The sequence below is a fragment of the Enterobacter cloacae complex sp. 382A5 genome (assembly GCF_050031095.1).
GTDB lineage: Bacteria > Pseudomonadota > Gammaproteobacteria > Enterobacterales > Enterobacteriaceae > Enterobacter > Enterobacter cloacae.
Genome location: NZ_JBLGVK010000001.1, coordinates 3,818,506 through 3,842,570 on the forward strand (window position 1 = coordinate 3,818,506; position 24,065 = coordinate 3,842,570).

Below are 24,065 nucleotides of genomic sequence, written 5' to 3' on the forward strand. Positions count from 1 at the left end.
GTCCTTACAGATGGCGGCAAAAGCCGCCGGAAACGTCCAGCGCCGCACCGGTGGTAAACGAGGCCAGCGGCGAGGCGAGGAACAGCAGCGCCTGCGCGGGCTCCTGCGGCTTGCCGAGGCGCGCCATCGGAATACCGCGTTTGCGGGCGATCTCCGCCGTCCACTCCGGCCAGCTCTGGCTTTTGTCTGTCCGGTTTTCAAAGCGACGCTGCCACTGCCCGGACTCCACCATGCCAAGCAATATCGAATTCACGCGAATGCCTTTACCCACCAGCTCTTTTGAGAGCGTCAGCGTCATGTTCAACAGCGCCGCGCGGGCGGCAGAGGTGGCAATCATGTGCTCCTCCGGCTGGAGCGCCAGCAGGGAGTTCACGCAGGTGATGGAAGCGATGTCGGACTGCTCCAGCAAAGGCTGAAACGCCTGCACCGGGTTGATCACACCAAACAGTTTGAGTTCGGCTTCATGCAGCCACGCCTCGCGCGGGGTGTCATGGAAATGCGCCACGTATCCCTGCCCGGCGTTATTGATCAGCATGTCCACAGCACCAAAGCGCGCCTGAACGGCAGCCGCGAAGGCCTGCATCTCGTCAGCGTTCAGTACGTCACAGCGATAAGAGAAAACCTCCCCGTCGGGGTATTCGTTATGCAGCGCGGCATGGGCGCTGGCGAGGCGATCCGGATCGCGGCCACAGAAGGCCACTTTTGCCCCCTCGCCCAGCAACAGGCGCAGCGTTTCGAAGCCAATACCAGAAGAACCGCCGGTGACGACCGCTACGCGTCCGTCAATTTGTGCATTCATCGCGCACCTCTTCGTTAATACGTAAAAGCTGTTGGTTAAAAAACGCATCGTTATCGAGATAGCTGGCGTGACCGGCCTGGGCAATGGCGATAAACGGCATGCCGTAGCGCAGCGCCAGCCCCTGCACCAGCTCGGGTTGCGTGATCGCATCCTGCTCGCCGCACCACACTTCAAAGTTGCCTGAATAGCGCTTCAGCCAGCCATGAATATCGTCGTGCGCCAGCATCCACGCGGCGGCGAGGTAGCCCTCGGGGCGAAGCCTGCGCATGCCCGCTGCCACGGTGGCGATATCCGCTTCACGCGCGCCGGGACGCAGCAGTTTTGCGGCGCGGGTCTGCGCGAGGATTTCGCCGCCGAGTGCCATCTGCTGCTCGCGACTGCGCCAGACCTGCTCGCGCTGCTCCGGCGCGGCGCGGCCGTAACCTTGCGCGGCGTCCGCCAGCACCAGATGCAGCACACGATCCGGATATTTCGCCGCAAAGGCGCTGGCAACCAGTGCCCCGAGTGAATGGCCCACCAGCACCGCCTGCCACACGCCAGCCCGGTCAAGCATCGCCGCCAGCGCATCGGCGTAATCCCCCGCGTTCGACCGTTCCGCGGCCAGCATCGGGCTTTCGCCATAACCGGGCATGTCCCACGCCAGCACGCGAAAACCGTTCAGCGCCATCTGCTTGTGCCAGGAGGCTGCGCCAGAGCTGATCCCGTGCAGCAGCATCAGCGGAATGCCGCTTCCCTGTTCACGAAAACCCGTCATCATGCCCCCTTAGTTCCGCTTCACTTTCGAGAGCGGATGGTCCGCCGGGTAGGTCGGAATTTCCGGCTTGTTGGTGCCCAGCATGACGCACATCAGCGCCTCTTCTTCGCCGTGGTTAAACAGCCCGCGATAGATCCCCGGCGGAACGGAGATCAGGTCACGCTCGCGCAGCACGGTTTCGGTGTAGTTATCGCCGTCCTGGATCATCAGCGTGATCTGCCCTTTGAGCATGAAGAACACCTCTTCCACATCGTCGTGCAGGTGCAGCGGCCCTTCGCACTTCGATGGCAGTACCATGGTGGAAAAGGTAAAATGCTCCGCCTGTACGGTGTTGGTGTCGCTCGCCACGCCGGTAGCACCGGTGCCGATATAGCGCATCTGCGCGCGGCGGTATTTCGGGTCAAAATCGGCCTGGAACTTCAGCGCGTTCCAGTCGTATTTACGGCCCTCAAAGCGCGCAATACGCGACTCGACCCACTCTTCCATCGTCAGGTGGTCAGGTTTGATGCCAGATGGGTTGGTTACGGTTGAATCAGTCATGACACTCTCCTCAGTAACGTCTCAGCAGCGGCAGTAACAGGACGCAGCCCACCGCCGCCATCACCGCCAGAAAAATCAGCCCGGAATCCATGCTGTGGGTGAAGGCGATAAGCGCGCCCATCACCGCTGGCGACAGCGCGCCCGCAAAGTTTCCCAGCCCGTTGAAAATGCCGCCCGCCGTGGCGCTCACCCTTGGATGGGTGGCCTTTGCCAGCAGGGCGAAAATGTTGGGTGCCCCGGTGCCCCACATGAATGTGCTGAAGCTCATCGCCGCAATGATGGTCAGCGGGGTATCGAGGTGCATTACGGCCGTGAGCCCGACAGCGGCCCCCGCCATGGAGATGAAGCAGGCCGCCGCGCGCTTATCGACCCGGTCAGAGAGCCATGCGCCAATCACTTCCCCCGCCAGCATGGCGATGAACGGCATCGACGACAGCCAGCCCGCATGCTCCAGATGAATGCCCTTCCCCTTGATCAGGTAGCCCGGCAGCCAGCCGTTAATGCCCCACAGGTAGGTCAGGAAAGCGATGTTAAAGATGCAGATGATCCAGAAGTGCGGGCTGACAAACAGCTCGCGCCGTGCGGCACGCCGTTCGTCCCGGGAGGTCTGTGACGTACTGCTCTTCGCCTCCAGACGGATCCCGCGCAGACCGACGCGCACGAAGATCAGCACCGGTACGGTCAGCATCGCCATCACGAAGAAGGTGCTCTGCCAGCCGAAGGTGTTCAGCAGCCAGAGTGAGAGCGGGAAGCCAATCGCCGCCCCTACCGGCGTGCCCAGCAGCCACAGCATGGTGGCGCGCGCCTGCAGATGCTGTGGGAAGTTGTGGCGCACAATGGCGAAGGCCAGCGGGAACAGCGGCCCCTCCGCCACGCCCAGCAGAATGCGCAGCACGATCATCAGCGTGTAGTTATGGGTAAAGCCCATCGCCACCATCAGCACGCACCACACCACCATCATCCCGGTGAGCAGGCGCAGCGGGGCAATTTTGTCCCCCAGCCCACTGAGAAAGACCGATGAAAAGCCGTAGCTCAACAGGAAGGCGCTCATCAGAATGCCGAGGCGCGTGGTGTCAAAATCGATGCCCATCGCCTGCTGGAAATGGCCATCAGAAAACAGCGCGGCAATGCTGATTTTGTCGAAAAACGCCAGCAGCACGCAGGCCAGCAGCGACAGCGGGATGGCCCAGCGCACCGCTTTTTCAGGCGTGCGGGTCCCCTCACCGCTCGCCTCAACGGGCGCGGTGTTAGTGTCTAATGTGGTCATGTCTCCCCCTACGGGTGCGGGTTAGCTATCGCAATGACATCAGTGAAAAAGTCGGGTCGGCGAGCGGCACGTCTGATAAATCCCGCCCGGCCGCCATCCAGCGCTTTGCCAGCTTGACGGTGCGCGCATCGTTGAACGCCACCAGCTGCGTCAGGCGCCCGTTTTCGTCCAGCGAAAAGTACAGCGCGTCTTCACGCACTATGGTGCGGCTGCCCGGCTGCGGAATGCCGAGGATCTGAATGTTGTGCTGGTATTGATCCGACCACAGCCACGGCGCGTCGTCATAGCCTGCGGCATCGGGGTTAAGCATCGCTTTTGCCGCCGCCACCGCCTGATTCTGGGCGAAGGCCCAGGACTGAATACACAGGCCGTAATGATGATGCTGTGCCACATCCCCGGCAGCGAAGATGGACGGATCCGACGTGCGGCCCTGCGCATCCACCACGATCCCGCGTTCGGTTTGCAGCCCCGCGTCACGCGCCAGTTCCAGATTGAGATCGACGCCGATCCCTACCACCACCGCATCAAAGGTTTCACGTTTGCCATCACAGTGAATGACCGGCAGACCGTTATCGTCCTCCAGCTCCAGCGCGCCGCAGCCGGTTCGGATCTCCACGTCCTGCTCACGGTGAATGGTCTCTAAGCGCTGCGATACCTCGCCGCTCACCGAGCGCATGCACAGCGCATGCTGCTGCTCGAACAGGGTGACCGCGACGCCGCTTTTGCGCGCAGAAGCGGCAATCTCCAGGCCTATCCAGCCGCCGCCCACAATCGCCAGCTTTTGACTTTCCGCAAGCCGACGTTTCAGGCGCTGCGCGTCCTGCCAGTGGCGGAGGGTGTAGACCTGCGGATGCGCAGCCCATGCCTCGCCCGGCAGGCGCGCCCGCCCTCCGGTGGCAATTAAAAGTATGTTGTAACTAAGATGTTCGCCGTTGCTTAAACGCACCGTTTTTGCGTTGCGGTCAATCTGCTCCGCGCGCAGCGGACGGTACCAGGTCAGATTCAGCGCCTGCTGAGCCTCTTCAGTAAAGAGTCGCGGAAGCGTCGCGTCCGCCTCCAGCAGAGCCGCCTTCGACAGCGGCGGACGTTCATAGAAATCCCACGCCTCTTCCGCCACTACGCAGATCTCACCGTCAAAGCCTTCGTCGCGCAGGGTTTTCGCCGCCCAGCCTCCCGCCTGACCGCCACCAATAATGACAATGCGCGACGTCATACCGCCTCCGGTTTTTTCTGCTGGCGGCGCGTGTCGTGATCGATCCCGCCTTCCACCGCCCACTCGGTAAAGGAGACCAGCGAATGCTCCAGCTCGCGCGGCTGCCAGTTTTCCGTCAGGTAGTCGTCATTGGTGTAATACTCGAACGCCCCGCCGGTCGGGCTGTTGACGTACCAGAAGTAAGCTGACGACACCGGATGGCGGCCGGGTCCGATAAACGTGCTCCAGGCGTTTTTGTTCATCGCAATCCCGCCGCCGATCACTTCGTGAATATCGCGCACGGTAAAGGCCACGTGGTTCAGGCCGCGCTTGCGGTTCGGCAGCTGCAGCAGGAACAGGTTGTGATGACCCCCGCGCACGCCGCAGCGCAGAAACACGGCGCGGTTGATGTAGCGGTCAGAGACCTGGAAGCCGAGCACCTCGCGGTAAAATGTCTCCACCGCCGCGAGCTCCTCCACGAAGAACACCACGTGCCCCACGTTAATGGGCTGGGCGCGATCGTAAACCGGGCTGGGGGTGTCGATACGGCGAGCGTCGCCCCACTGGTTGATCGGCTCAACATTCAGTTCCACCTCAGTCTGCTGGCTGACCTGCACACGCAACGTCATGCCGTTCGGGTCAAGACACTCCAGGGCGTCACCCACTTCGCGAAAGCCGGGCTGCTGCGCAAGCTTCGGACGCAGCGCATCCAGATCGGACTGTGCGGCAACCGCCCATGTCATGCGGCGCAGGGTGTTGCCCGCTTCAAACGCCGGGGGCAGGTCGGGGCTGTCGATCGGGTTTAGTTCCACGCGCGCGCCGCTCAGGGTGGTAAAACGCTGGCCGCTGGCATCGCCCGTCAGGCCAAAATCACGCATAAATTTGGCGCAGTGCGTCAGGTCTTCAACGCCAAATTCCAGCTTTTCAATTCCGGTTACACTCATCGTTCGTTGCCTCATCTGGCCCAAATTGGGCGTAAAACATGCCCGACGCAGCAAAGCGCCTGACGTTAACTCACTGATTTAACTGGCCTGTGATAAATACCCTAAGAAGCCAGAAATTTTGTCCGCCGCCAGACGAACCTCGTTTTGCAGTCGCTCGCGGTCGGCTTGTGGGATCTCTTCCGACGGCACCAGAATGCTCACTACCGCCGCCACGCGATGGCTTCGGTCAAACACCGGATAAACGATGGAGGAGATACCGTGGCGGAAGAAGGATTCACCGATCACGTATCCGCGGGCTTTATCCTGCTGCACCATCTGCCACAGGGCTTCACGATCGTGAAGCTGACCCGGCGTGTTGCCCGGCAGGCGCTCCTGCGGGAACAGCTGTTCGAAATCGGCGCGGGAAATATCGGTCAACAGCATGCGGCCAAGCGAGGTGCAGTGCACCGGCAAACGGGTACCAATGCTGACCTGGTTGATGCGTGATCCGGCGGCGCTGACGCGGGCGATGTAGATGATGTCGCGCCCGTCGCGGATCGCCAGATGGCTGCTGCACTGGCTCACGTCGCGCAGTTGTTCAATCACCGGCTGACCCACCTGCGCCACATCCAGCGAGGCGATGTACTCAAAGCCCAGACGCAGCACGTTCATGCCGAGCGAGAAGGTATTGGTACGGGTGTTGCGCTCCAGAAAGCCCATATACTCCAGGGTCTGCACCACGCGGTAGGCGGTGGCCTTCGGCATATCCACCAGTCGGTGCAGCTCGGCAAAGGTCAGTTCGCGATGCTGCTCGCCAAAGGCTAACAGCAGCTGCAGGCCACGCTCCAGCCCCGGCACCAGATACTTCACTTCCTGATCGTTTGCCATCATCGCCCTACCTTAGTTAAAGACAAAACCGCCGTTGACCGGGATCAGCTGCCCGGTGATAAACCGCGACAGATCGCTTAACAGCCAGACCACGCTGCCGGTGACATCTTCCGGCTGCTGTGCCCCCGTTAACGCCCGGCCGTTTTCGTAGAGTTGGTGTCGTTCGGCGGGAACATATTCCGTTGCCTCGACGCGAGTCAGCCCCGGCGCGATGGCGTTGATTCGAATACGCTTTTCACCAAGCTCGCGCGCCATTGAGCGGGTCATGGCAATCACGGCCCCTTTGCTGGCGACGTAGGCCATCAGGCGCGGCGCACCCCAAAGTGCTGTGTCGGACGCCACGTTCACGATCCCTGCGCCATCGCGCAGCAGCGGCACGGCGGCGCGCGTCACCAGCCAGGTGCCTTTGACGTTGACGCGCATTACCCGGTCCCACAGATCCGGGTCGTAATCGAGCATGTTTTTGCCGCCCACGCCGGTCGCCATCGCCGCGTTATTTACCAGCCCGTCAATCTGCCCCTGCTCGCCAATCGCATTGAACACCTGCTCAATGGAGGCCGGATCGGCGAGATCGATAACGTGCGATTCGATCGTAAAACCCTGTGCCCGCAGAGCGTGTGCGCTTTCGGCCAGCTCGCCTTCAAGAATGTCGCACATCACCACCGCGGCACCCTGCTCCGCGCAGGCGCTGGCGAAGTGATAGCCCAGCCCGCGCGCGGCGCCGGTCACCACGATGCGTTTCCCGCTCAGCAGCGCATTCATCAGGCCGCTCCCTGCTGCGCTTCACGCATCGCCAGTTGCTCTTTAGCGGCCTTTTGCATCATGCGGCGCAGGCGCGAGAGGCCGACATCATGCTGGTACAGGTATTCGTGGTCGCGGGCGTTTGGCGCCAGGCTTTCCAGCACCACGCGGTCCTGCTCCAGTACCTCCCAGTGCAGTTTTTCCAGGCGGTTACGGTACATGAATCGCCACATATCGCGCTGCCAGCCCTGTACGCGGCGGATACGCCAGAAGAAGACGCGGCAGTTGTCGTTATCTTCCGGCACCACCATGCCAACGATGAAGAAGTGGCCACCCGGTCCGAAACGCTTCTTATAGGGAATGGAGAGTCTCATCCAGCAGGTGCCACTATTGCCCAGCTCCACCCAGTCGAAGTTGACGCCGCTCTGCCCTTTTTTCTCGAAGATAAAGCCGGTCTTCGTCGGCTGCAGGACCATGTCGGCCTTGCGATCCCCTTCCGCCATCGAGTGCGAGGAGGAGTGGAGATACGTACCGTGCATCGGATCCATCACGTTTTCCAGCGCGTACTGATAGTTACATTTCCAGGATGCGGTGCAGAGGAAGTTGCTGAAATGTTCCGTGTCGGCGAGTTCATCCGGGAAGGTCAGCTCGTCCGGCTGCTGATCGGCGGTGACGCCAAACCACAGGAAGATGGCACCGTGCGCCTCCTGCACCTGATAGCTGCGCACGCACTGCTGGCCGACCAGCGGACATTTGTCCACGGCGGGCACGTCTTTCACTTCACCGTTTCCCGCCACTTCCACGCCGTGATACCAGCAGGCGATGCGGTCGCCGAGATTCCAGCCCATCGACAGACGCGCACCGCGGTGCGGACAGCGGTCTTCCAGCGCCTGCACCTGACCATCGTTATTGCGCCAGACCACAATCTGTTCGCCCAGACGAGTAATGCCCACGGGCGCAGACTGCACTTCCCAGCTCGCCAGCACCGGATACCAGAGGCCACGCAGACCTTTATCGAGATAGTTTTGTACGGTAGTTGTCATCGCGTCGTCCTCAGTAGCCGTTAACCTGTAAGAATGCCTGGAAGCTGGCGTCGCTCCACGGCTCGCCCTGCTGGTCATGCATGCGCACCGCATTCAGCCCGTTGACCAGCTCCGGCAAGGTTTCAACGCCCTGCTCAAAGAGATCTTCCAGCGTGGCGATAAGGCTCATTTCCCAGTTTTCCGGCACCCGGCTGCGGGTCTGCCAGATCAGGTTCTGATACTCACCCGGTTTATGAATGGCGCCGTTCCCGCCCTCTGCCGGGGGCGTAAACTGGCGGCTTTCTGGCAGCGCCGGGTTGAAGTTCAGGATGTCGCTCATGCCACGGTCTCCTCGACAAAAGTAATCTGGATTTGGTTTTCAAATACCCGAACCGGGTAGCGGTTGAGGTTTCGGCCGCCGGGGCCTTGCAGGCACTGGCCGGTTTTGACGTCGAACACCGCCTCGTGCAGCGGGCATTCCACTTTGCCGTCCTCGACAAAGCCCTGACTCAGCAGCGCATAGGCGTGCGGGCATACGTCTTCCAGCGCGTAATATTCGCCGTCGATTAAATAAACGCCGATCTCTTTACCTTCAACGTTGCCGCTAAAAGGGAAATCTTCCTGTACTTGTTCTGCGTCACATACGCCTATCCAGCTCATCACGATCCTCCAGGCTTTTGTTTCATATATGAAACTCTGTTTCTTATTTAATACGGTCAATATAAAAGCGATGAATGTTTCGTCAAGCGTCAATGTGACGAATTTGTTAATCAATCGACAATTAATAAGCTAAGTGTGCAAGGGATCACGAAAAAATGCAGCGATATGAAATTTTCATTATTAAGGCGTGAATGAATACGTTTTAGTGATGAACTCAAAGCGCAAATAAAAAACATTGACTTCTTTTCTTTTTCTTCCTTAAAAATAAACAACTGAAAAAGCACCGTGTTTCACCTGTGAAACACATTTAAAAATACATCTTTAAAAACAACAAGTTTCACTGGTGAACCATTTTACATCCGTGACAATCACATTGATAAAAATATAAATGCGAGAACGCATAAGGCGGGCAATATGACGGCAAGATGGCAAGGCACAATTGCACTGTTATTTCTCATTATTATTTCCTACATTGACCGGGTAAATATCTCGGTGATGATTTTAAACCCGGAATTTGCCGAACATTTTCAGTTAAATGAAAACAGAATGTTACAGGGAATGTTAATGACCTGCTTTCTTATGGGTTATGGATTATCGGCTTTATTATTAACACCGGTTATCGAAAGCAAACTGCATTATCGACATGGATTATTAAGCAGCATTGCGATTTGGGCTCTGGTCTGCGCCATTTCTCCCTTACTCGGATCGCTAATGGGAATGCTCATCGCCCGTGTGATTCTGGGGATCGCTGAGGGACCGCTCTTTTCACTGAAAACCCGCTTTATCAGCGATAACTTTCGTGCGGAAGAGGTTGGCAAACCCAACGCCGTGACCGCACTGGGCGTCTCACTCGGTCTGGCCGTGGGCTTTCCGCTGGTGACCTGGCTGATGGCGCATCTGGGCTGGGCCGGGTCGTTTTATGCGCTGGCGGCAATCAACCTGGTGCTCGGTGGCGGCCTGATCTGGCATTTCCTGCCGGCACCGCGCGGTACAGTAAAAATGCACAAACGGGGGCTTGCAGAGACAGTGATGCTTGCGTGGCAAACCCCGTTGTTGGGCTGGATCCTGCTGGTTGAAATCGCCACGCTGAGTTATCTCTGGGGGAGCAGCGCCTGGCTCCCGGCGTGGCTACGCGACGAACATCACTTCTCACTGCACGCCACGGGCATGCTCGCGGCCATCCCCTTCCTGTTGAGCCTGGGCTCAAAATTCCTTGGCGGGGTACTGCTCGATAAAATGCGGCCGGAACAGGCACCGCTGCTGTTTGTCGCGGGCGGGGCGCTGACGGCGTTGTCCGTGATCGCGCTGATGCTCAGCCATCAGCCTGCCTGGCTGGCGCTGTTTATGCTGTCGGCTAACGTCTTCTGGGGACTTCAGGGCGCGGCCATTCCGGCGGTGATCCAACATCACGCCGCGCGGGAGGCGGTGGGAAGCGCGTACGGCATCATTAATGGGATCGGCAATCTCTGCGCCGCCTTTATTCCGCTGCTGATGGGGATGGTGATGAGATCGGTGGGGTCGGTCAGCTCTGGCTTTTCCGTGCTGGTGGTGTCGCAGATTATCACTCTGCTGGCGGGGGGAATGTTGCTGCTGCGCATGCGTCGCGCAGCAGCAATCAGCGCGTAAGGTTTATTCGCCTTTTTTCGCAGCCTGGATATAGAGCATTTCCAGTGCCAGGGTCGCCGCGGCCAGCGCGGTGATCTCGGACTGGTCATAGGCAGGCGCCACTTCCACCACGTCCATCCCGACAATGTTCAGATCCTTCAGGCCGCGCACCAGTTTGATGGCGCGGTCTGAGGTCAGCCCGCCGATCACCGGCGTACCGGTGCCCGGCGCAAACGCCGGATCCAGACAGTCGATGTCGAAGGTCAGGTACACCGGCATATCACCGACGATCTGCTTAACCTGCGCGATGATGTCATCCACGCCGCGATCGTTGACCTGGCACGCGTCCAGCACGGTGAAGCCGTTGTCTTTGTCAAACTCAGTACGGATACCGATCTGCACGGAGTGGTTAGGATCGATCAGACCTTCGTTCGGTGCGGTGTAGAACATGGTGCCGTGGTCGAACTCGCAGCCGTTCGCGTAGGTGTCGGTGTGCGCATCGAAGTGCACCAGCGCCATTTTACCGAAGTGCTTCGCGTGGGCGCGCAGCAGCGGCAGGGTCACGAAGTGGTCGCCACCGAAGGAGAGCATGCGTTTACCGGCAGCCAGCAGTTTCTCGGCGTGGGCCTGCAGCTTTTCGCTCATTTCACGCGCGTCACCGAAGGCGTACACCAGGTCACCGCAGTCCACCACGTTCAGGCGTTCGCGCATGTCGAAGTTCCACGGGAAGCGGTTATGCTCCCAGGCCAGGTTGGTGGAAACCTGACGGATCGCCGCCGGGCCGTGACGACCGCCCGCACGGCCTGATGTGGCCATATCAAACGGCACGCCGGTGATGACCCAGTCTGCGTCGCTGTCGTACGGCTGGAAGTTCATCGGAAGGCGTAAAAAACCAAACGCGTTAGAAACCAGAGAGTTGTCGTACTGATGACCTAAAGTGCTCATGTCCTGACCTCTTTTAAAGTCGATGCGTTAAAAACAGATGAAAAAAAATCCCCTCCGCGTCGTTAAACCCGACGAGGAAGGGATTGATTCGTAAATCGCTTATTGGGGCGAATTATCGCCGTTAATTCATACGGGTTCAAGTGAGTATAGCATTCTGCCGGATGACGGCTCCGCCTTATCCGGCCTACATTCGTAGGCCCGGTAAGCGCAGCGCCACCGGGCATCAGCGGCACAGCAGCCTGTTGCCCTCACCCCGGCCCTCTCCCACAGGGAGAGGGAGGTCAACCTACTCGTCTTCCAGGTAGGTGTACCCGTACAGACCCGCTTCAAACTCTTCCAGGAACTGCTGCTGCAGCGCGTCATCCAGACCGGTGTTTTTCACCTGATCGCGGAATTGCGTCAGCAGGGTTTTCGGATCAAGCTGCACGTATTCCAGCATGTCCGCCACGGTGTCACCTTCGTCAGACAGCTCCACTTCCACGCTGCCGTCAGGGAAGACAAACACGTCAACCGCTTCGGTATCACCGAACAGGTTATGCATGTTGCCAAGGATCTCCTGATACGCGCCGACCATAAAGAAGCCCAGCATTGGCGGGTTCTCCGGGTCGTATTCCGGCATTGGCATGGTCGTTGCGATACCGTCGCCGTCAACATAGTGGTCGATGGCACCGTCGGAGTCACAGGTGATGTCCAGCAGCACCGCACGACGTTCCGGGGCGTGATTCAGCCCTTCCAGCGGCAGAACCGGGAACAGCTGATCGATACCCCAGGCATCCGGCATCGACTGGAACAGCGAGAAGTTGACGTAAATCTTGTCAGCCATACGTTCCTGCAATTCGTCGATAATCGGACGGTGCGCACGGTTGCTCGGGTCCAGCTGTTTCTGCACTTCATGGCACATGTTCAGATAAAGCTGCTCGGCCCACGCGCGCTCCTGCAGGCTAAAGGTGCCTGAAGAGTAGCCGACGTGAATATCATGCAGGTCCATCTGGCTGTCGTGCAGCCATTCGCGCAGTGAACGGCGCGTGCCCGGCTCGTGCATCTCCTGCCAGGTTTCCCACATGCTTTGCAGCGAACGCGGGGCATCGTCTTGCGGAGGCGTCGCTTCGGTGATTTCGCTGCGCTCAACGCCGATGATGTTCGAGACCAGCACCGTATGGTGCGCGGTCACCGCGCGGCCAGACTCGGTGATCACCGTCGGGTGCGGCAGGCCGTGCTCTTCACAGGCATCGCCAATCGCCCAGATAATGTTGTTCGCGTATTCGTTCAGGCCGTAGTTTACGGAGCAGTCGGACTGCGAGCGGGTACCTTCATAGTCCACGCCCAGGCCGCCGCCCACGTCAAAGCACTGAATATTGACGCCGAGCTTGTGCAGCTCAACGTAGAAACGCGCTGACTCACGCACGCCGGTGGCGATATCACGAATGTTGGCCATCTGCGAACCGAGGTGGAAGTGCAGCAGTTGAATGCTGTCCAGACGGCCGCGCTCGCGCAGAATTTCCACCAGCTGCAGTACCTGGTTTGCCGCCAGACCGAATTTAGATTTTTCGCCGCCGGAGGACTGCCATTTACCGGAACCCTGCGAGGCCAGACGCGCACGCACGCCAAGACGTGGCACCACGTTCAGGCGCTCGGCTTCTTCCAGTACGATGGCGATTTCTGTCATCTTCTCGATAACCAGATAGACCTTATGGCCCATCTTCTCGCCAATCAGCGCCAGACGAATGTATTCACGGTCTTTATAGCCGTTACAGACGATCACTGAACGGGTCATGCCCGCATGCGCCAGTACGGCCATCAGCTCTGCTTTTGAACCCGCTTCCAGGCCCAGCGGTTCGCCGGAGTGGATCAGGGATTCAATGACGCGGCGGTGCTGGTTCACCTTGATGGGGTAAACCAGGAAGTAGTCGCCTTTGTAACCGTAAGATTCACGCGCACGCTTGAACGCGGCGTTAATAGAACGCAGACGGTGTTGCAGGATCTGCGGGAAGCAGAACAGTGCAGGCAAACGCTGGCCCTGCGCCTCACGTGCTTTCACCAGTTTGGCGAGATCCACGCGCGCTTCAGGGACGTCCGGGTCCGGGCAGACGCTGATGTGGCCCAGCTCGTTGACGTCGTAGTAGTTATTGCCCCACCAGGCAATATTGTAAGTGCGCAGCATCTTGCTGGCTTCCTGGGAGCTCATCGCAACCTCCTGCATGGAACGTAGTACACCCTGTTCGCCCGCTGACGAAGGCGAAAAAGAAGACATGTCGTCAGACATAGCGAACCTCAACTCTTTGTATTAAGTGTAAAACAGTTGACTACTATCGCAGCGTTATACGGCGATAACAACCCATAAACGGCTCCGTTTCCCAGCAGAGTATGCTGAAATCCAGACCGTGCGACCGGTTTCTTATTCATATCATTGTAAAACACGTATCCGAACTCTGTATGACAAGGTTCGGCGAAACCACGAGAAAACTCTTGTATTAACAAGAGCGCCCTTGTTCAGTTTTCACAAAGCGTGACCGGCCCTGGAATCCTGAGAAGCGCCGAGATGGGTATAACATCGGCAGGTTTGCAGACTAGAAATGCGGGTTGCGGGAATCAAATGCGCGCCAGAACGGCTGCGCTGAATTAGCGGAAAACGATGGTTCATTATCTCGTATCACCTCCACGGCCGCCTCTGCTGAAACGGACCACAAGCCAAAGCTAAAAGTTCACTGCTTAACCCGGCTGGAAGTGGCGACACGATGAGTTCATCGAGCGCTTTTTTGGTATGAGCCGCGCGCCGCGTTTTATACCGAGAACAGGGGTAAAAAGCAAAAGATAAATACGCGGGTTGCCAGGAGCGTCAGGAAAAATTTCCAGTAATGAATTCAACTCAGTGAGAGCGTTGTCAAAAAAAACTGGAAATCGGGCGAAGAAGTGACCTAAAATAGCCATCCAGATGTTAATCCATCTATACTGATTAACACTCATACTGCCAGTGTCAAAAAACCTGCGGCCTTGGTAGAATTATCTCCTTTGGCTATTCCACACAGCAGCTTGAGCTAACCAAATTCCTCTTAGGTGAAATAAAACATGGCAAAACACCTGTTTACGTCCGAGTCCGTATCAGAAGGACATCCTGATAAAATTGCTGACCAAATCTCCGATGCGGTGCTGGATGCGATCCTGACTCAGGATCCGAAAGCGCGCGTAGCGTGTGAAACCTATGTCAAAACCGGCATGGTTCTGGTTGGCGGTGAGATCACCACCAGCGCATGGGTTGATATCGAAGAGATCACCCGTAACACGGTACGTGAGATCGGTTATGTACATTCTGATATGGGCTTTGATGCCAATTCCTGCGCGGTTCTGAGCGCAATTGGTAAACAGTCTCCAGACATCAACCAGGGCGTTGACCGTGCCGATCCGCTGGAACAGGGCGCGGGCGACCAGGGCCTGATGTTCGGCTATGCAACCAACGAAACCGACGTGCTGATGCCAGCACCGGTGACCTACGCGCACCGTCTGGTGCAGCGCCAGGCTGAAGTGCGTAAAAACGGCACCCTGCCATGGCTGCGCCCGGATGCAAAAAGCCAGGTGACCTTCCAGTACGACGACGGCAAAATCGTCGGCATTGACGCGGTGGTTCTGTCTACCCAGCATGCCGAAGATATCGATCAGAAATCCCTGCAGGAAGCAGTGATGGAAGAGATCATCAAGCCTGTTCTGCCAACCGAATGGCTGAGCAGCGCAACCAAATACTTCATCAACCCAACCGGACGCTTTGTGATTGGCGGCCCAATGGGTGACTGCGGTCTGACCGGTCGTAAAATCATCGTTGATACCTACGGCGGCATGGCGCGTCACGGTGGCGGTGCATTCTCCGGTAAAGATCCATCAAAAGTGGACCGTTCTGCTGCTTACGCTGCACGCTATGTGGCAAAAAACATCGTTGCTGCAGGCCTGGCTGACCGCTGTGAGATCCAGGTTTCCTACGCCATCGGCGTGGCAGAGCCAACCTCCATCATGGTTGAAACCTTCGGTACTGAAAAAGTGCCTTCAGAACAGCTGACCCTGCTGGTGCGCGAGTTCTTCGACCTGCGTCCATACGGCCTGATTCAGATGCTGGATCTGCTGCACCCAATCTACAAAGAAACCGCAGCATACGGTCACTTTGGTCGCGAACATTTCCCATGGGAAAAAACCGACAAAGCCGCTCTGCTGCGTGAAGCTGCCGGTCTGAAGTAATCGACTACCCGCTGCTTAAACAGGCCAGCCTTTGTGCTGGCCTTTTTTATGTCGGGTGGCGGCAATGTTTGGAACCGCTTACACCTCACTTTCTATACCCCGCTTTCAGAATATTCTCTTTGCATGATCGCCTTTCTTCTGCTGTTACATTTCCTTTCAGTTAAGTCTGAAATTCAAACAAACGCGATGCACATCAATTAATTTACCTCTATATTTTCAAAGCTTTAATTATTTTTACGGTTGCAGCTTAGTGTAACCGATTACACCATTGTGATTTGTCTCACATATTTTTACGGGTCGCTCACCTACCCTTAACATCGATAAAACTGATAACCCAACTGGAGGGCATAATGCCTGACAATAATAAACAGGGGCGTACGTCCAACAAGGCGATGACTTTCTTCGTCTGCTTCCTTGCCGCCCTGGCAGGATTACTCTTTGGCCTGGATATCGGCGTGATTGCCGGCGCTCTTCCCTTCATCGCAGACGAATTCCAGATTAATGCACATACCCAGGAATGGGTGGTCAGCTCCATGATGTTTGGCGCGGCCGTCGGGGCCGTCGGCAGCGGCTGGCTCTCTTTCAAACTGGGACGTAAAAAGAGCCTGATGATTGGCGCGATCCTCTTCGTCGCCGGTTCCCTCTTCTCTGCCGCCGCCCCTAACGTTGAAGTGCTTATTCTTTCCCGCGTGCTGTTGGGGCTGGCCGTGGGCGTCGCGTCTTATACCGCGCCGCTTTACCTGTCAGAAATCGCGCCGGAGAAAATCCGCGGCAGTATGATTTCGATGTACCAGCTGATGATCACCATCGGTATTTTGGGCGCTTACCTGTCCGATACCGCGTTCAGCTACAGCGGCGCATGGCGCTGGATGCTGGGCGTGATCATCATTCCTGCCGTTCTGCTGCTGATTGGCGTATTCTTCCTGCCGGACAGCCCGCGCTGGTTTGCCGCCAAACGCCGCTTCCACGATGCTGAACGGGTACTCTTACGCCTGCGAGATACCAGCGCAGAGGCGAAAAACGAGCTGGAAGAGATCCGCGAAAGCCTGAAGGTGAAACAGTCTGGCTGGGCGCTGTTCAAAGAGAACAGCAACTTCCGCCGCGCGGTATTCCTTGGCGTGCTGTTACAGGTAATGCAGCAGTTCACCGGGATGAACGTCATCATGTATTACGCGCCAAAAATCTTTGAACTGGCGGGTTATACCAATACCACCGAGCAGATGTGGGGCACCGTGATCGTGGGGCTGACCAACGTGCTGGCGACTTTCATCGCCATCGGTCTGGTCGACCGCTGGGGACGTAAGCCAACGCTGACTCTGGGCTTCCTGGTGATGGCCGCCGGTATGGGGATTCTCGGTACCATGATGCATATGGGCATTCACTCTCCAACCGCGCAGTACCTGGCGGTAGGTATGCTGCTGATGTTTATCGTCGGGTTTGCAATGAGTGCCGGTCCGCTGATTTGGGTTCTGTGCTCTGAAATCCAGCCGCTGAAAGGGCGTGATTTCGGTATCACCTGCTCTACCGCGACCAACTGGATTGCCAATATGATCGTCGGTGCCACGTTCCTCACCATGCTCAACACGCTGGGTAATGCGAACACCTTCTGGGTCTACGCCGGTCTGAACCTGTTCTTTATTGTTCTCACCGTCTGGCTGGTTCCTGAAACCAAACACGTTTCACTGGAACACATTGAACGTAACCTGATGAAAGGTCGTCCGCTGCGCGAAATCGGCGCACACGACTAATCCTCTTGCGGGAGGCGCCTCTTGCGCCTCCCCGCTTCGCGCTTTATGCTCTGCCCCTATGAAAGCACCCCGTCTCCCCATCGCCATTCAGCAAGCCGTTATGCGCAGCCTGCGGGAAAAACTCGCCCAGGCCAACCTGAAGCTCGGCCGTAATTATCCGGAACCGAAACTCGTCTACCAGCAGCGAGGAACCGCGGCGGGTACCGCCTGGCTGGAATCCTATGAGATCCGCCTGAACCCGGTTCTGATGATGGAAAACCAGCAGGCGTTTATCGAGGAGGTGGTACCGCACGAACTGGCACACCTTCTGGTATGGAAACACTTCGGCCGCGTGGCTCCGCACGGCAAAGAGTGGAAATGGATGATGGAGGCGGTGCTCGGCGTTCCGGCACGCCGGACTCATCAGTTTGAACTGGAATCGGTACGCCGTAATACCTTCCCCTACCGCTGCCAGTGCCAGCAGCATCAGCTCACCGTTCGTCGCCATAATCGTGTGGTACGCGGCGAGGCAACCTACCGCTGCGTGAAGTGCGGCGAGCCACTGGTCGCAGAATAACCAACTGAACTTTCAGGAACTTTCCTGATCTGGCTGATTGCATACCGGAACAACTTTCGCTACGTTGCGGGCTCGTTTTGACACGGAGTGTAAGATGTCCCGTAATTTCTCTCTCGCGGTTGCCTTTTTGACAACGGCCCTCTCCGGCCAGGCTCTGGCCGACGGTATCAACAGTTTTTCCCAGGCCAAAGCGGCAGGCGTGAAGGTCAACGCCGACGTGCCGGGCGATTTCTACTGTGGCTGCAAAATTAACTGGCAGGGTAAAAAAGGGATCGTTGACCTTGAATCCTGCGGCTATAAGGTGCGTAAAAACGAAAACCGCGCCAGCCGCATCGAGTGGGAGCATGTAGTTCCGGCATGGCAGTTTGGCCATCAGCGCCAGTGCTGGCAGGATGGCGGACGTAAAAACTGCGCCAAAGATCCGGTCTATCGTCAGATGGAAAGCGATATGCACAACCTGCAGCCGGCGGTTGGCGAAGTCAATGGCGATCGCGGCAACTTTATGTACAGCCAGTGGAACGGTGGCGAAGGTCAGTATGGCCAGTGCGGTATGAAGGTTGATTTTAAAGAGAAAGTCGCTGAACCACCCGCCCGGGCACGCGGCAGCATTGCCCGCACGTACTTCTATATGCGCGATCGTTACAACCTCAACCTTTCCCGCCAGCAAACCCAACTGTTTAACGCCTGGAATAAACAATACCCGGTCACCGAGTGGGAATGTCAGCGCGACGAACGCATCGCCAGGGTCCAGGGGAATCATAACCCTTACGTCCAGCGGGCTTGCCAGGCGCAAAAGAGCTAACCTACACTAGCGGCAATTCGCTTACACAGCATGACACATGGAATTTTTGACTATGCGTATTCCTCGCATCTATCACCCTGAACTGATTACCGCTGGCCGCGAAATCGCCCTGTCTGACGATGCCGCCAACCACGTTGGCCGCGTGCTGCGCATGGGGGCAGGCCAGGCGATTCAGCTGTTTGACGGCTCCAACCAGGTTTTCGACGCGGAAATTACGCGGGCGGATAAAAAAAGCGTGCACGTCAATGTGCTGCGCGGCGAAATCGATGACCGTGAATCGCCGCTGCACATTCATCTGGGCCAGGTGATGTCGCGCGGGGAAAAGATGGAGTTCACCATTCAGAAATCCATTGAACTGGGTGTAAGCCTCATTACGCCACTTTTTTCTGAGCGCTGCGGCGTTAAACTGGACGCGGAACGTCTGAACAAGAAGATCCAGCAGTGGCAGAAAATTGCCATTGCTGCCTGTGAACAGAGTGGCCGCAACCGTATTCCGGAGCTCCGCCCGGCGATGGACCTGGAAGACTGGTGTGCAGAAGAGGAGAGCGGGCTCAAGCTTAATCTCCATCCGCGCGCCAGCGCCAGCATCAATACGTTGCCGCTGCCCGTTGAGCGTGTACGCCTGCTGATTGGCCCGGAAGGCGGCCTGTCGGCAGATGAAATTGCCATGACGGCGCGTTACCAGTTTACTGATATTCTGTTGGGACCTCGCGTTCTGCGCACTGAGACAACGGCACTCACAGCCATCACCGCGCTACAGGTGCGGTTTGGCGATCTGGGTTGACCCATTAACGGAGAAGAACATGATCAAGCTCGGCATCGTGATGGACCCCATCGCAAACATTAACATCAAGAAAGATTCCAGCTTCGCCATGCTGCTGGAAGCGCAGCGACGCGGCTATGAGCTCCACTATATGGAGATGAACGATCTTTATCTGATCAACGGTGAAGCCCGCGCACTCACCCGCATCGTTAACGTCGAGCAGAATTACGACAAATGGTACGAATTCGGCAGCGAGCAGGATATTGCGCTCGCCGATCTCAACGTCATCCTGATGCGTAAAGATCCTCCGTTCGACACCGAATACATCTACTGCACCTATATCCTTGAGCGCGCAGAAGAAAAAGGGACGCTTATCGTCAATAAACCGCAGAGCCTGCGCGACTGCAACGAAAAGCTCTATACCGCCTGGTTCTCCGATCTGACGCCGGAAACGCTGGTGACCCGCAGCAAAACACAGCTTAAGGCATTCTGGCAGAAGCACGGTGATATCATCATGAAGCCGCTGGACGGCATGGGCGGTGCGTCTATTTTCCGCGTAAAAGAAGGCGACCCGAATATCGGCGTGATTGCCGAAACGCTGACCGAACTGGGTACGCGTTACTGCATGGCACAGAACTATCTGCCCGCGATTAAAGACGGCGATAAACGCGTCCTGATCGTGGATGGTGAACCCGTGCCTTACTGCCTGGCACGTATCCCGCAGGGGGGCGAAACCCGTGGCAATCTGGCGGCCGGTGGTCGTGGCGAACCGCGTCCGTTAACCGAAAGCGACTGGGAAATTGCCCGCCGCGTCGGCCCAACGCTGAAAGCCAAAGGCCTGATCTTTGTTGGCCTGGATATCATTGGCGATCGTCTGACCGAAGTGAACGTTACCAGCCCGACCTGCATTCGTGAAATTGAAGCGGAATTCCCGGTCTCGATCACCGGAATGCTGATGGACGCCATCGAAAAACGTCTCCAGAAATAACTTACCAATACTATTAGTGACAGCACCCCGGTTTGTCCGCATACTGGGGCTGTCGCTTTTTAAACCAGGAAACAGTACCTCTGACAATGAATTTACAGCATCACTTTCTTATTGCCATGCCTGCTCTCCAGGACCCGATTTTCCGCCGCTCCGTGGTTTATATTTGTGAATACAATGAAGACGGCGCGATGGGCATTATCATCAACAAACCGCTGGAAAACCTGCAGGTTGAAGGGATTCTGGAAAAGCTGAAAATTACAGCTGAAGCGCGCCTGCCGGAAATCCGTCTTGATAAACCGGTAATGCTGGGTGGCCCCCTTGCAGAGGATCGCGGTTTTATCCTGCATACGCCGCCCATTTTCTCTTCCAGTATTCGTATCTCTGACAACACGGTAATCACCACCTCCCGCGATGTGCTGGAAACGCTGGGCACCGCAGAGCAGCCTTCCGAAGTGCTGGTGGCTCTGGGTTACGCCTCCTGGGAGAAGGGTCAGCTTGAACAGGAGATCCTGGATAACGCCTGGCTCACCGCACCTGCGGATATGAATATCCTGTTTAAAACCCCTATCGCCGATCGCTGGCGTGATGCGGCGAAACTGATTGGCATTGATATTCTGACCATGCCAGGCGTAGCGGGGCACGCGTAATGAGCGGCACACTTCTGGCCTTCGACTTTGGCACGAAAAGCATTGGCGTCGCCGTCGGCCAGCGTATCACCGGCACCGCTCGCCCGCTCACGGCCCTTAAGGCGAACGACGGCACACCAGACTGGAACCTCATTGAGCGTCTGCTCAAAGAGTGGCAGCCAGACGATGTGATTGTCGGTCTGCCGCTGAACATGGATGGCACTGAACAGCCGCTTACCGCCCGCGCGCGTAAGTTTGCCAATAAAATCCACGGTCGCTTTGGCGTCTCCGTGAAGCTCCACGACGAACGATTGAGTACCGTCGAAGCGCGTGCCGGCCTGTTTGAGCACGGGGGTTTCCGCGCACTCAACAAAGGCAGCGTCGATTCGGCTTCTGCCGTCATTATCCTCGAAAGCTATTTCGAACAGGGTTACTGAGCGCCGGAGCCTACAACCGCCCCTGCGCCCGTCGCTCTGCCAGGCTCTGGTCAAAGTTCTGCATCCCCGCCTGCTGACCGGTTTGAATAATCCCGGGCAACTGCCACGTTTTACCTTCGCGGATAAGGTTCGCTGCCGCTGGCGTATTCACCAGCAGCTCATACAGCGCGACGCGACCACCCTGCAGGTCGGGAAGCAGTCTTTGCGCCAGCACCGCCCGCAGGCTGCCGGCCAGCTGATTACGCACCGGGTCTTTCTCCTGCGCCGGGAACGTATCGACCAGCCGTTCAATCGCCTGAGAGGCACCGCGCGTGTGCAGCGTCGCCAGCACCAGATGCCCGGTTTCAGCGGCCGTCAGCGCCAGGCGGATCGTTTCGCTGTCGCGCAGTTCTCCCAGCAGGATGACATCCGGATCTTCACGCAACGCAGCGCGCAGCGCCTCGGCAAATGAGGGACTGTGCAGGCCGATCTCTCGCTGCTGAATCAGGCAACGTTCACTCTGATAGACAAACTCCACCGGATCTTCCAGCGTCAGAATATGCCCATCCGTCTGGTGATTAAGAAAATCCACCATTGCCGCAAGGGTGGTCGATTTGCCGCTGCCGGTTGCCCCCGTCACCAGTATCAGCCCGCTGTCGTGGGATAAGAGTTCCGGGATAGCCCGGGGAACCCCCAGGGCGGAGAGCTGCGGACAGGCCCGGGGCAACAGGCGTAGCGTGATTGAGTTGCCCTTCATCTGTTTAAAGGCGCTTGCGCGCAGGCGCTGGTTTCCCGTAAGGGTCACGGCAAAATCCACCTGCCCGCTTGCCCACCATGCCCCCTGCTGCTCATCGTTGAGCCACGTTTTCAGTAACGCATCCACATCGGGAGAGGGAAAGGGAGCCGGTTCAAGGCGGCCTACTCTGCGCCAGCGCGGTGGCGAATCACTGCACAGGTGTAGATCGGAGACATTATGCTTTACACTAAGGGCCACAATTTCTTCCACATCCATACATTACTCTTCGGAAAATGAACAACATTGCGCATAACCTGGCACAGGTCCGGGACAAAATCTCAGCCGCAGCAACACGTTGCGGCCGTGCTTCAGAAGAAATTACGTTACTTGCAGTGAGCAAAACCAAGCCTGCGAGCGCCATCGCAGAAGCGATTGATGCAGGCCAGCGTGCATTTGGTGAAAACTACGTGCAGGAAGGCGTGGATAAAATTCGCTACTTCCAGGAGCAGGGGAATACCGGCCTGCAATGGCACTTTATTGGCCCACTGCAGTCGAATAAAAGCCGTCTGGTGGCAGAGCACTTTGACTGGTGCCACACCATTGACCGTCTGCGCATTGCCACACGTCTGAACGATCAGCGCCCGGCGGAGCTGCCCGCGCTTAACGTGCTGATTCAAATCAACATCAGCGATGAAAACAGCAAGTCCGGCATTGCGCTGAGCGAGCTGGATGCGCTGGCGGCTGAAGTGGCCGCGCTGCCGCGCTTAACCCTGCGCGGTTTGATGGCAATCCCGGCGCCTGAGTCAAGTTATGAAAGGCAGTTTGCCGTGGCACAGCAAATGGCTGTAGCATTTGGGGCGCTTAAAGCGCGCTATGAAACGGTAGACACGCTTTCTCTGGGCATGTCGGATGATATGGAAGCCGCCATCGCGGCAGGCAGCACTATGGTGCGCATCGGCACGGCAATTTTCGGTGCGCGCGACTACACCCAATAATAAGGAAACCTGAGGAACGCCATGAAGACGTTGACTTTCCTGCTCTCAACGGTCATTGAGCTGTATACGATGGCGCTTTTGCTGCGCGTCTGGATGCAGTGGGCCCGCTGTGATTTTTATAACCCGTTCTCGCAGTTTGTCGTGAAAATCACCCAACCTGTTGTGGGGCCGCTGCGCCGTATTATTCCGGCGATGGGCCCCATTGACAGCGCATCGCTGCTGGTGGCGTTTATTCTGAGCGTTATCAAAGCGATTGTGCTGTTTATGGTCATCACCTTCCAGCCGATCATCTGGATTGCTGCCGTCCTGATCCTGATTAAAACCATCGGTCTGCTGATCTTCTGGGTGCTGCTGGTCATGGCCATCATGAGTTGGGTCAGCCAGGGCCGCAGCCCGGTGGAATATGCATTGATTCAGCTGGCGGAACCGCTGCTGCGCCCTATCCGCAACCTGCTCCCGTCAATGGGCGGCATCGACTTTTCCCCGATGATCCTGGTTCTGCTGCTGTATGTCGTTAATATGGGCATTGCCGAGCTGTTACAGTCCACGGGCGATATGCTGCTGCCGGGGCTGTGGATGGCGCTATGAGTGCAGTAAGCACCTGCGCTGATGGGCTGGTTTTACGGCTGTATATTCAGCCGAAAGCCAGCCGTGACAATATTATTGGACTGCATGGCGACGAGTTAAAAGTCGCCATCACCGCCCCACCGGTAGATGGCCAGGCAAATGCGCATCTGACCAAATATCTGGCAAAACAGTTTCGCGTTGCTAAAAGCCAGGTCATCATAGAAAAGGGTGAACTTGGGCGGCATAAACAGGTAAAAATCCTTAATCCGCAATCCATCCCGACGGAAGTCGCGGCTCTGATTTAACAGGAT

28 protein-coding genes are annotated in these 24,065 nt (G+C 57.3%); 12 read left to right on the top strand and 16 right to left on the bottom strand.

Annotated elements, in window-relative coordinates; translation table 11 throughout:
• Window positions 1-4: 4 nt before the first annotated feature.
• The 11 genes from ACQG2G_RS17980 to ACQG2G_RS18030 form a co-directional block, all read right to left on the bottom strand.
• The gene (locus ACQG2G_RS17980; protein WP_014833202.1) at window positions 5-799 is read right to left on the bottom strand and encodes an SDR family oxidoreductase; all 795 of its coding nucleotides are present in this window, start codon (window positions 797-799) and stop codon (window positions 5-7) included.
• On the bottom strand, window positions 783-1,553 hold the full coding sequence (locus tag ACQG2G_RS17985) for an alpha/beta fold hydrolase (protein ID WP_061771737.1): 771 nt from the start codon (window positions 1,551-1,553) through the stop codon (window positions 783-785). The genes ACQG2G_RS17980 and ACQG2G_RS17985 overlap by 17 nt, the downstream gene beginning before the upstream one ends.
• 9 nt (window positions 1,554-1,562) lie before the next feature.
• Entirely contained in the window at window positions 1,563-2,093 is a 531-nt protein-coding gene (locus ACQG2G_RS17990; RefSeq protein ID WP_013098646.1) for a cupin domain-containing protein, read from the bottom strand.
• A gap of 10 nt (window positions 2,094-2,103) precedes the next feature.
• Window positions 2,104-3,360: an MFS transporter gene (locus tag ACQG2G_RS17995; protein WP_061771738.1), complete on the bottom strand. Its 1,257-nt coding sequence runs from the start codon at window positions 3,358-3,360 to the stop codon at window positions 2,104-2,106.
• 25 nt (window positions 3,361-3,385) lie between these two features.
• Window positions 3,386-4,573, bottom strand: coding sequence for an NAD(P)/FAD-dependent oxidoreductase (locus ACQG2G_RS18000; protein ID WP_348595962.1), 1,188 nt, complete (start codon window positions 4,571-4,573; stop codon window positions 3,386-3,388).
• On the bottom strand, window positions 4,570-5,496 hold the full coding sequence (locus ACQG2G_RS18005) for a VOC family protein (protein WP_020687066.1): 927 nt from the start codon (window positions 5,494-5,496) through the stop codon (window positions 4,570-4,572). The genes ACQG2G_RS18000 and ACQG2G_RS18005 overlap by 4 nt, the downstream gene beginning before the upstream one ends.
• 78 nt (window positions 5,497-5,574) lie before the next feature.
• Complete coding sequence (locus ACQG2G_RS18010) at window positions 5,575-6,363, bottom strand: IclR family transcriptional regulator (protein WP_028028063.1); 789 nt, start codon at window positions 6,361-6,363, stop codon at window positions 5,575-5,577.
• 12 nt (window positions 6,364-6,375) lie between these two features.
• Window positions 6,376-7,125, bottom strand: a complete 750-nt coding sequence (locus ACQG2G_RS18015) for an SDR family oxidoreductase (protein WP_013098651.1) — start codon at window positions 7,123-7,125, stop codon at window positions 6,376-6,378.
• On the bottom strand, window positions 7,125-8,147 hold the full coding sequence (locus ACQG2G_RS18020; RefSeq protein WP_248078893.1) for an aromatic ring-hydroxylating oxygenase subunit alpha: 1,023 nt from the start codon (window positions 8,145-8,147) through the stop codon (window positions 7,125-7,127). Before ACQG2G_RS18020 ends, ACQG2G_RS18015 begins: the two co-directional genes overlap by 1 nt.
• A 10-nt stretch (window positions 8,148-8,157) precedes the next feature.
• Window positions 8,158-8,466, bottom strand: coding sequence for a recombinase-like helix-turn-helix domain-containing protein (locus tag ACQG2G_RS18025; protein ID WP_020687064.1), 309 nt, complete (start codon window positions 8,464-8,466; stop codon window positions 8,158-8,160).
• Window positions 8,463-8,786 (bottom strand): Rieske (2Fe-2S) protein, encoded by a 324-nt coding sequence (locus ACQG2G_RS18030; RefSeq protein ID WP_038983552.1) that lies wholly within the window; start codon window positions 8,784-8,786, stop codon window positions 8,463-8,465. Before ACQG2G_RS18030 ends, ACQG2G_RS18025 begins: the two co-directional genes overlap by 4 nt.
• 414 nt (window positions 8,787-9,200) lie before the next feature.
• On the opposite strand from ACQG2G_RS18030, the gene ACQG2G_RS18035 reads away from it, so the two are divergent.
• On the top strand, window positions 9,201-10,412 hold the full coding sequence (locus ACQG2G_RS18035; RefSeq protein ID WP_061771719.1) for an MFS transporter: 1,212 nt from the start codon (window positions 9,201-9,203) through the stop codon (window positions 10,410-10,412).
• Window positions 10,413-10,415: 3 nt separating this feature from the next.
• On the opposite strand, the gene speB is transcribed toward ACQG2G_RS18035, so the two are convergent.
• The 4 genes from speB to ACQG2G_RS18055 all read right to left on the bottom strand — a co-directional run bounded on the left by speB (window position 10,416) and on the right by ACQG2G_RS18055 (window position 13,977).
• Window positions 10,416-11,336 carry an agmatinase gene (speB, locus tag ACQG2G_RS18040; protein ID WP_002434404.1) on the bottom strand — a complete coding sequence of 307 codons (921 nt, stop codon included), beginning with the start codon at window positions 11,334-11,336 and terminating at the stop codon, window positions 10,416-10,418.
• A 286-nt stretch (window positions 11,337-11,622) separates the two neighbouring features.
• Entirely contained in the window at window positions 11,623-13,599 is a 1,977-nt protein-coding gene (gene speA / locus ACQG2G_RS18045; RefSeq protein ID WP_014833212.1) for a biosynthetic arginine decarboxylase, read from the bottom strand.
• Between the two features lie 8 nt (window positions 13,600-13,607).
• On the bottom strand, window positions 13,608-13,739 hold the full coding sequence (gene yqgB, locus ACQG2G_RS18050) for an acid stress response protein YqgB (protein ID WP_127312443.1): 132 nt from the start codon (window positions 13,737-13,739) through the stop codon (window positions 13,608-13,610).
• 94 nt (window positions 13,740-13,833) lie between these two features.
• Window positions 13,834-13,977 (bottom strand): hypothetical protein, encoded by a 144-nt coding sequence (locus tag ACQG2G_RS18055; RefSeq protein WP_418250466.1) that lies wholly within the window; start codon window positions 13,975-13,977, stop codon window positions 13,834-13,836.
• 425 nt (window positions 13,978-14,402) lie between these two features.
• Between ACQG2G_RS18055 and metK the strand changes: the two genes are divergently transcribed.
• The 8 genes from metK to ruvX all read left to right on the top strand — a co-directional run bounded on the left by metK (window position 14,403) and on the right by ruvX (window position 21,477).
• Window positions 14,403-15,557, top strand: coding sequence for a methionine adenosyltransferase (gene metK / locus ACQG2G_RS18060; RefSeq protein WP_013098658.1), 1,155 nt, complete (start codon window positions 14,403-14,405; stop codon window positions 15,555-15,557).
• Between the two features lie 350 nt (window positions 15,558-15,907).
• A complete protein-coding gene (gene galP, locus ACQG2G_RS18065; RefSeq protein WP_020687062.1) occupies window positions 15,908-17,305 on the top strand; it encodes a galactose/proton symporter in 1,398 nt (465 codons plus the stop codon).
• A gap of 58 nt (window positions 17,306-17,363) precedes the next feature.
• Window positions 17,364-17,861, top strand: a complete 498-nt coding sequence (locus ACQG2G_RS18070) for a SprT family zinc-dependent metalloprotease (RefSeq protein WP_003860035.1) — start codon at window positions 17,364-17,366, stop codon at window positions 17,859-17,861.
• Between the two features lie 94 nt (window positions 17,862-17,955).
• On the top strand, window positions 17,956-18,663 hold the full coding sequence (endA, locus tag ACQG2G_RS18075; RefSeq protein ID WP_013098661.1) for a deoxyribonuclease I: 708 nt from the start codon (window positions 17,956-17,958) through the stop codon (window positions 18,661-18,663).
• Window positions 18,664-18,715: 52 nt separating this feature from the next.
• Window positions 18,716-19,447: a 16S rRNA (uracil(1498)-N(3))-methyltransferase gene (gene rsmE / locus ACQG2G_RS18080; RefSeq protein WP_061772123.1), complete on the top strand. Its 732-nt coding sequence runs from the start codon at window positions 18,716-18,718 to the stop codon at window positions 19,445-19,447.
• 19 nt (window positions 19,448-19,466) lie between these two features.
• Window positions 19,467-20,414: a glutathione synthase gene (gshB, locus tag ACQG2G_RS18085; RefSeq protein ID WP_061772122.1), complete on the top strand. Its 948-nt coding sequence runs from the start codon at window positions 19,467-19,469 to the stop codon at window positions 20,412-20,414.
• Window positions 20,415-20,500: 86 nt separating this feature from the next.
• A complete protein-coding gene (locus ACQG2G_RS18090) occupies window positions 20,501-21,061 on the top strand; it encodes a YqgE/AlgH family protein (RefSeq protein WP_013098664.1) in 561 nt (186 codons plus the stop codon).
• A complete protein-coding gene (gene ruvX, locus ACQG2G_RS18095; protein ID WP_006811925.1) occupies window positions 21,061-21,477 on the top strand; it encodes a Holliday junction resolvase RuvX in 417 nt (138 codons plus the stop codon). The genes ACQG2G_RS18090 and ruvX overlap by 1 nt, the downstream gene beginning before the upstream one ends.
• Window positions 21,478-21,487: 10 nt before the next feature.
• Here the strand turns inward: ruvX and ACQG2G_RS18100 are convergent, their stop codons facing one another.
• Window positions 21,488-22,468 (bottom strand): type IV pilus twitching motility protein PilT, encoded by a 981-nt coding sequence (locus ACQG2G_RS18100; RefSeq protein WP_029883139.1) that lies wholly within the window; start codon window positions 22,466-22,468, stop codon window positions 21,488-21,490.
• A 17-nt stretch (window positions 22,469-22,485) separates the two neighbouring features.
• Between ACQG2G_RS18100 and ACQG2G_RS18105 the strand changes: the two genes are divergently transcribed.
• The 3 genes from ACQG2G_RS18105 to yggU are packed head-to-tail and all read left to right on the top strand — an operon-like array spanning window position 22,486 to window position 24,059.
• Window positions 22,486-23,187, top strand: a complete 702-nt coding sequence (locus ACQG2G_RS18105; protein WP_061772121.1) for a YggS family pyridoxal phosphate-dependent enzyme — start codon at window positions 22,486-22,488, stop codon at window positions 23,185-23,187.
• Between the two features lie 21 nt (window positions 23,188-23,208).
• The gene (locus ACQG2G_RS18110) at window positions 23,209-23,775 is read left to right on the top strand and encodes a YggT family protein (protein WP_013098667.1); all 567 of its coding nucleotides are present in this window, start codon (window positions 23,209-23,211) and stop codon (window positions 23,773-23,775) included.
• Window positions 23,772-24,059, top strand: a complete 288-nt coding sequence (gene yggU / locus ACQG2G_RS18115) for a DUF167 family protein YggU (protein WP_038983536.1) — start codon at window positions 23,772-23,774, stop codon at window positions 24,057-24,059. Before ACQG2G_RS18110 ends, yggU begins: the two co-directional genes overlap by 4 nt.
• Window positions 24,060-24,065: the final 6 nt, after the last annotated feature.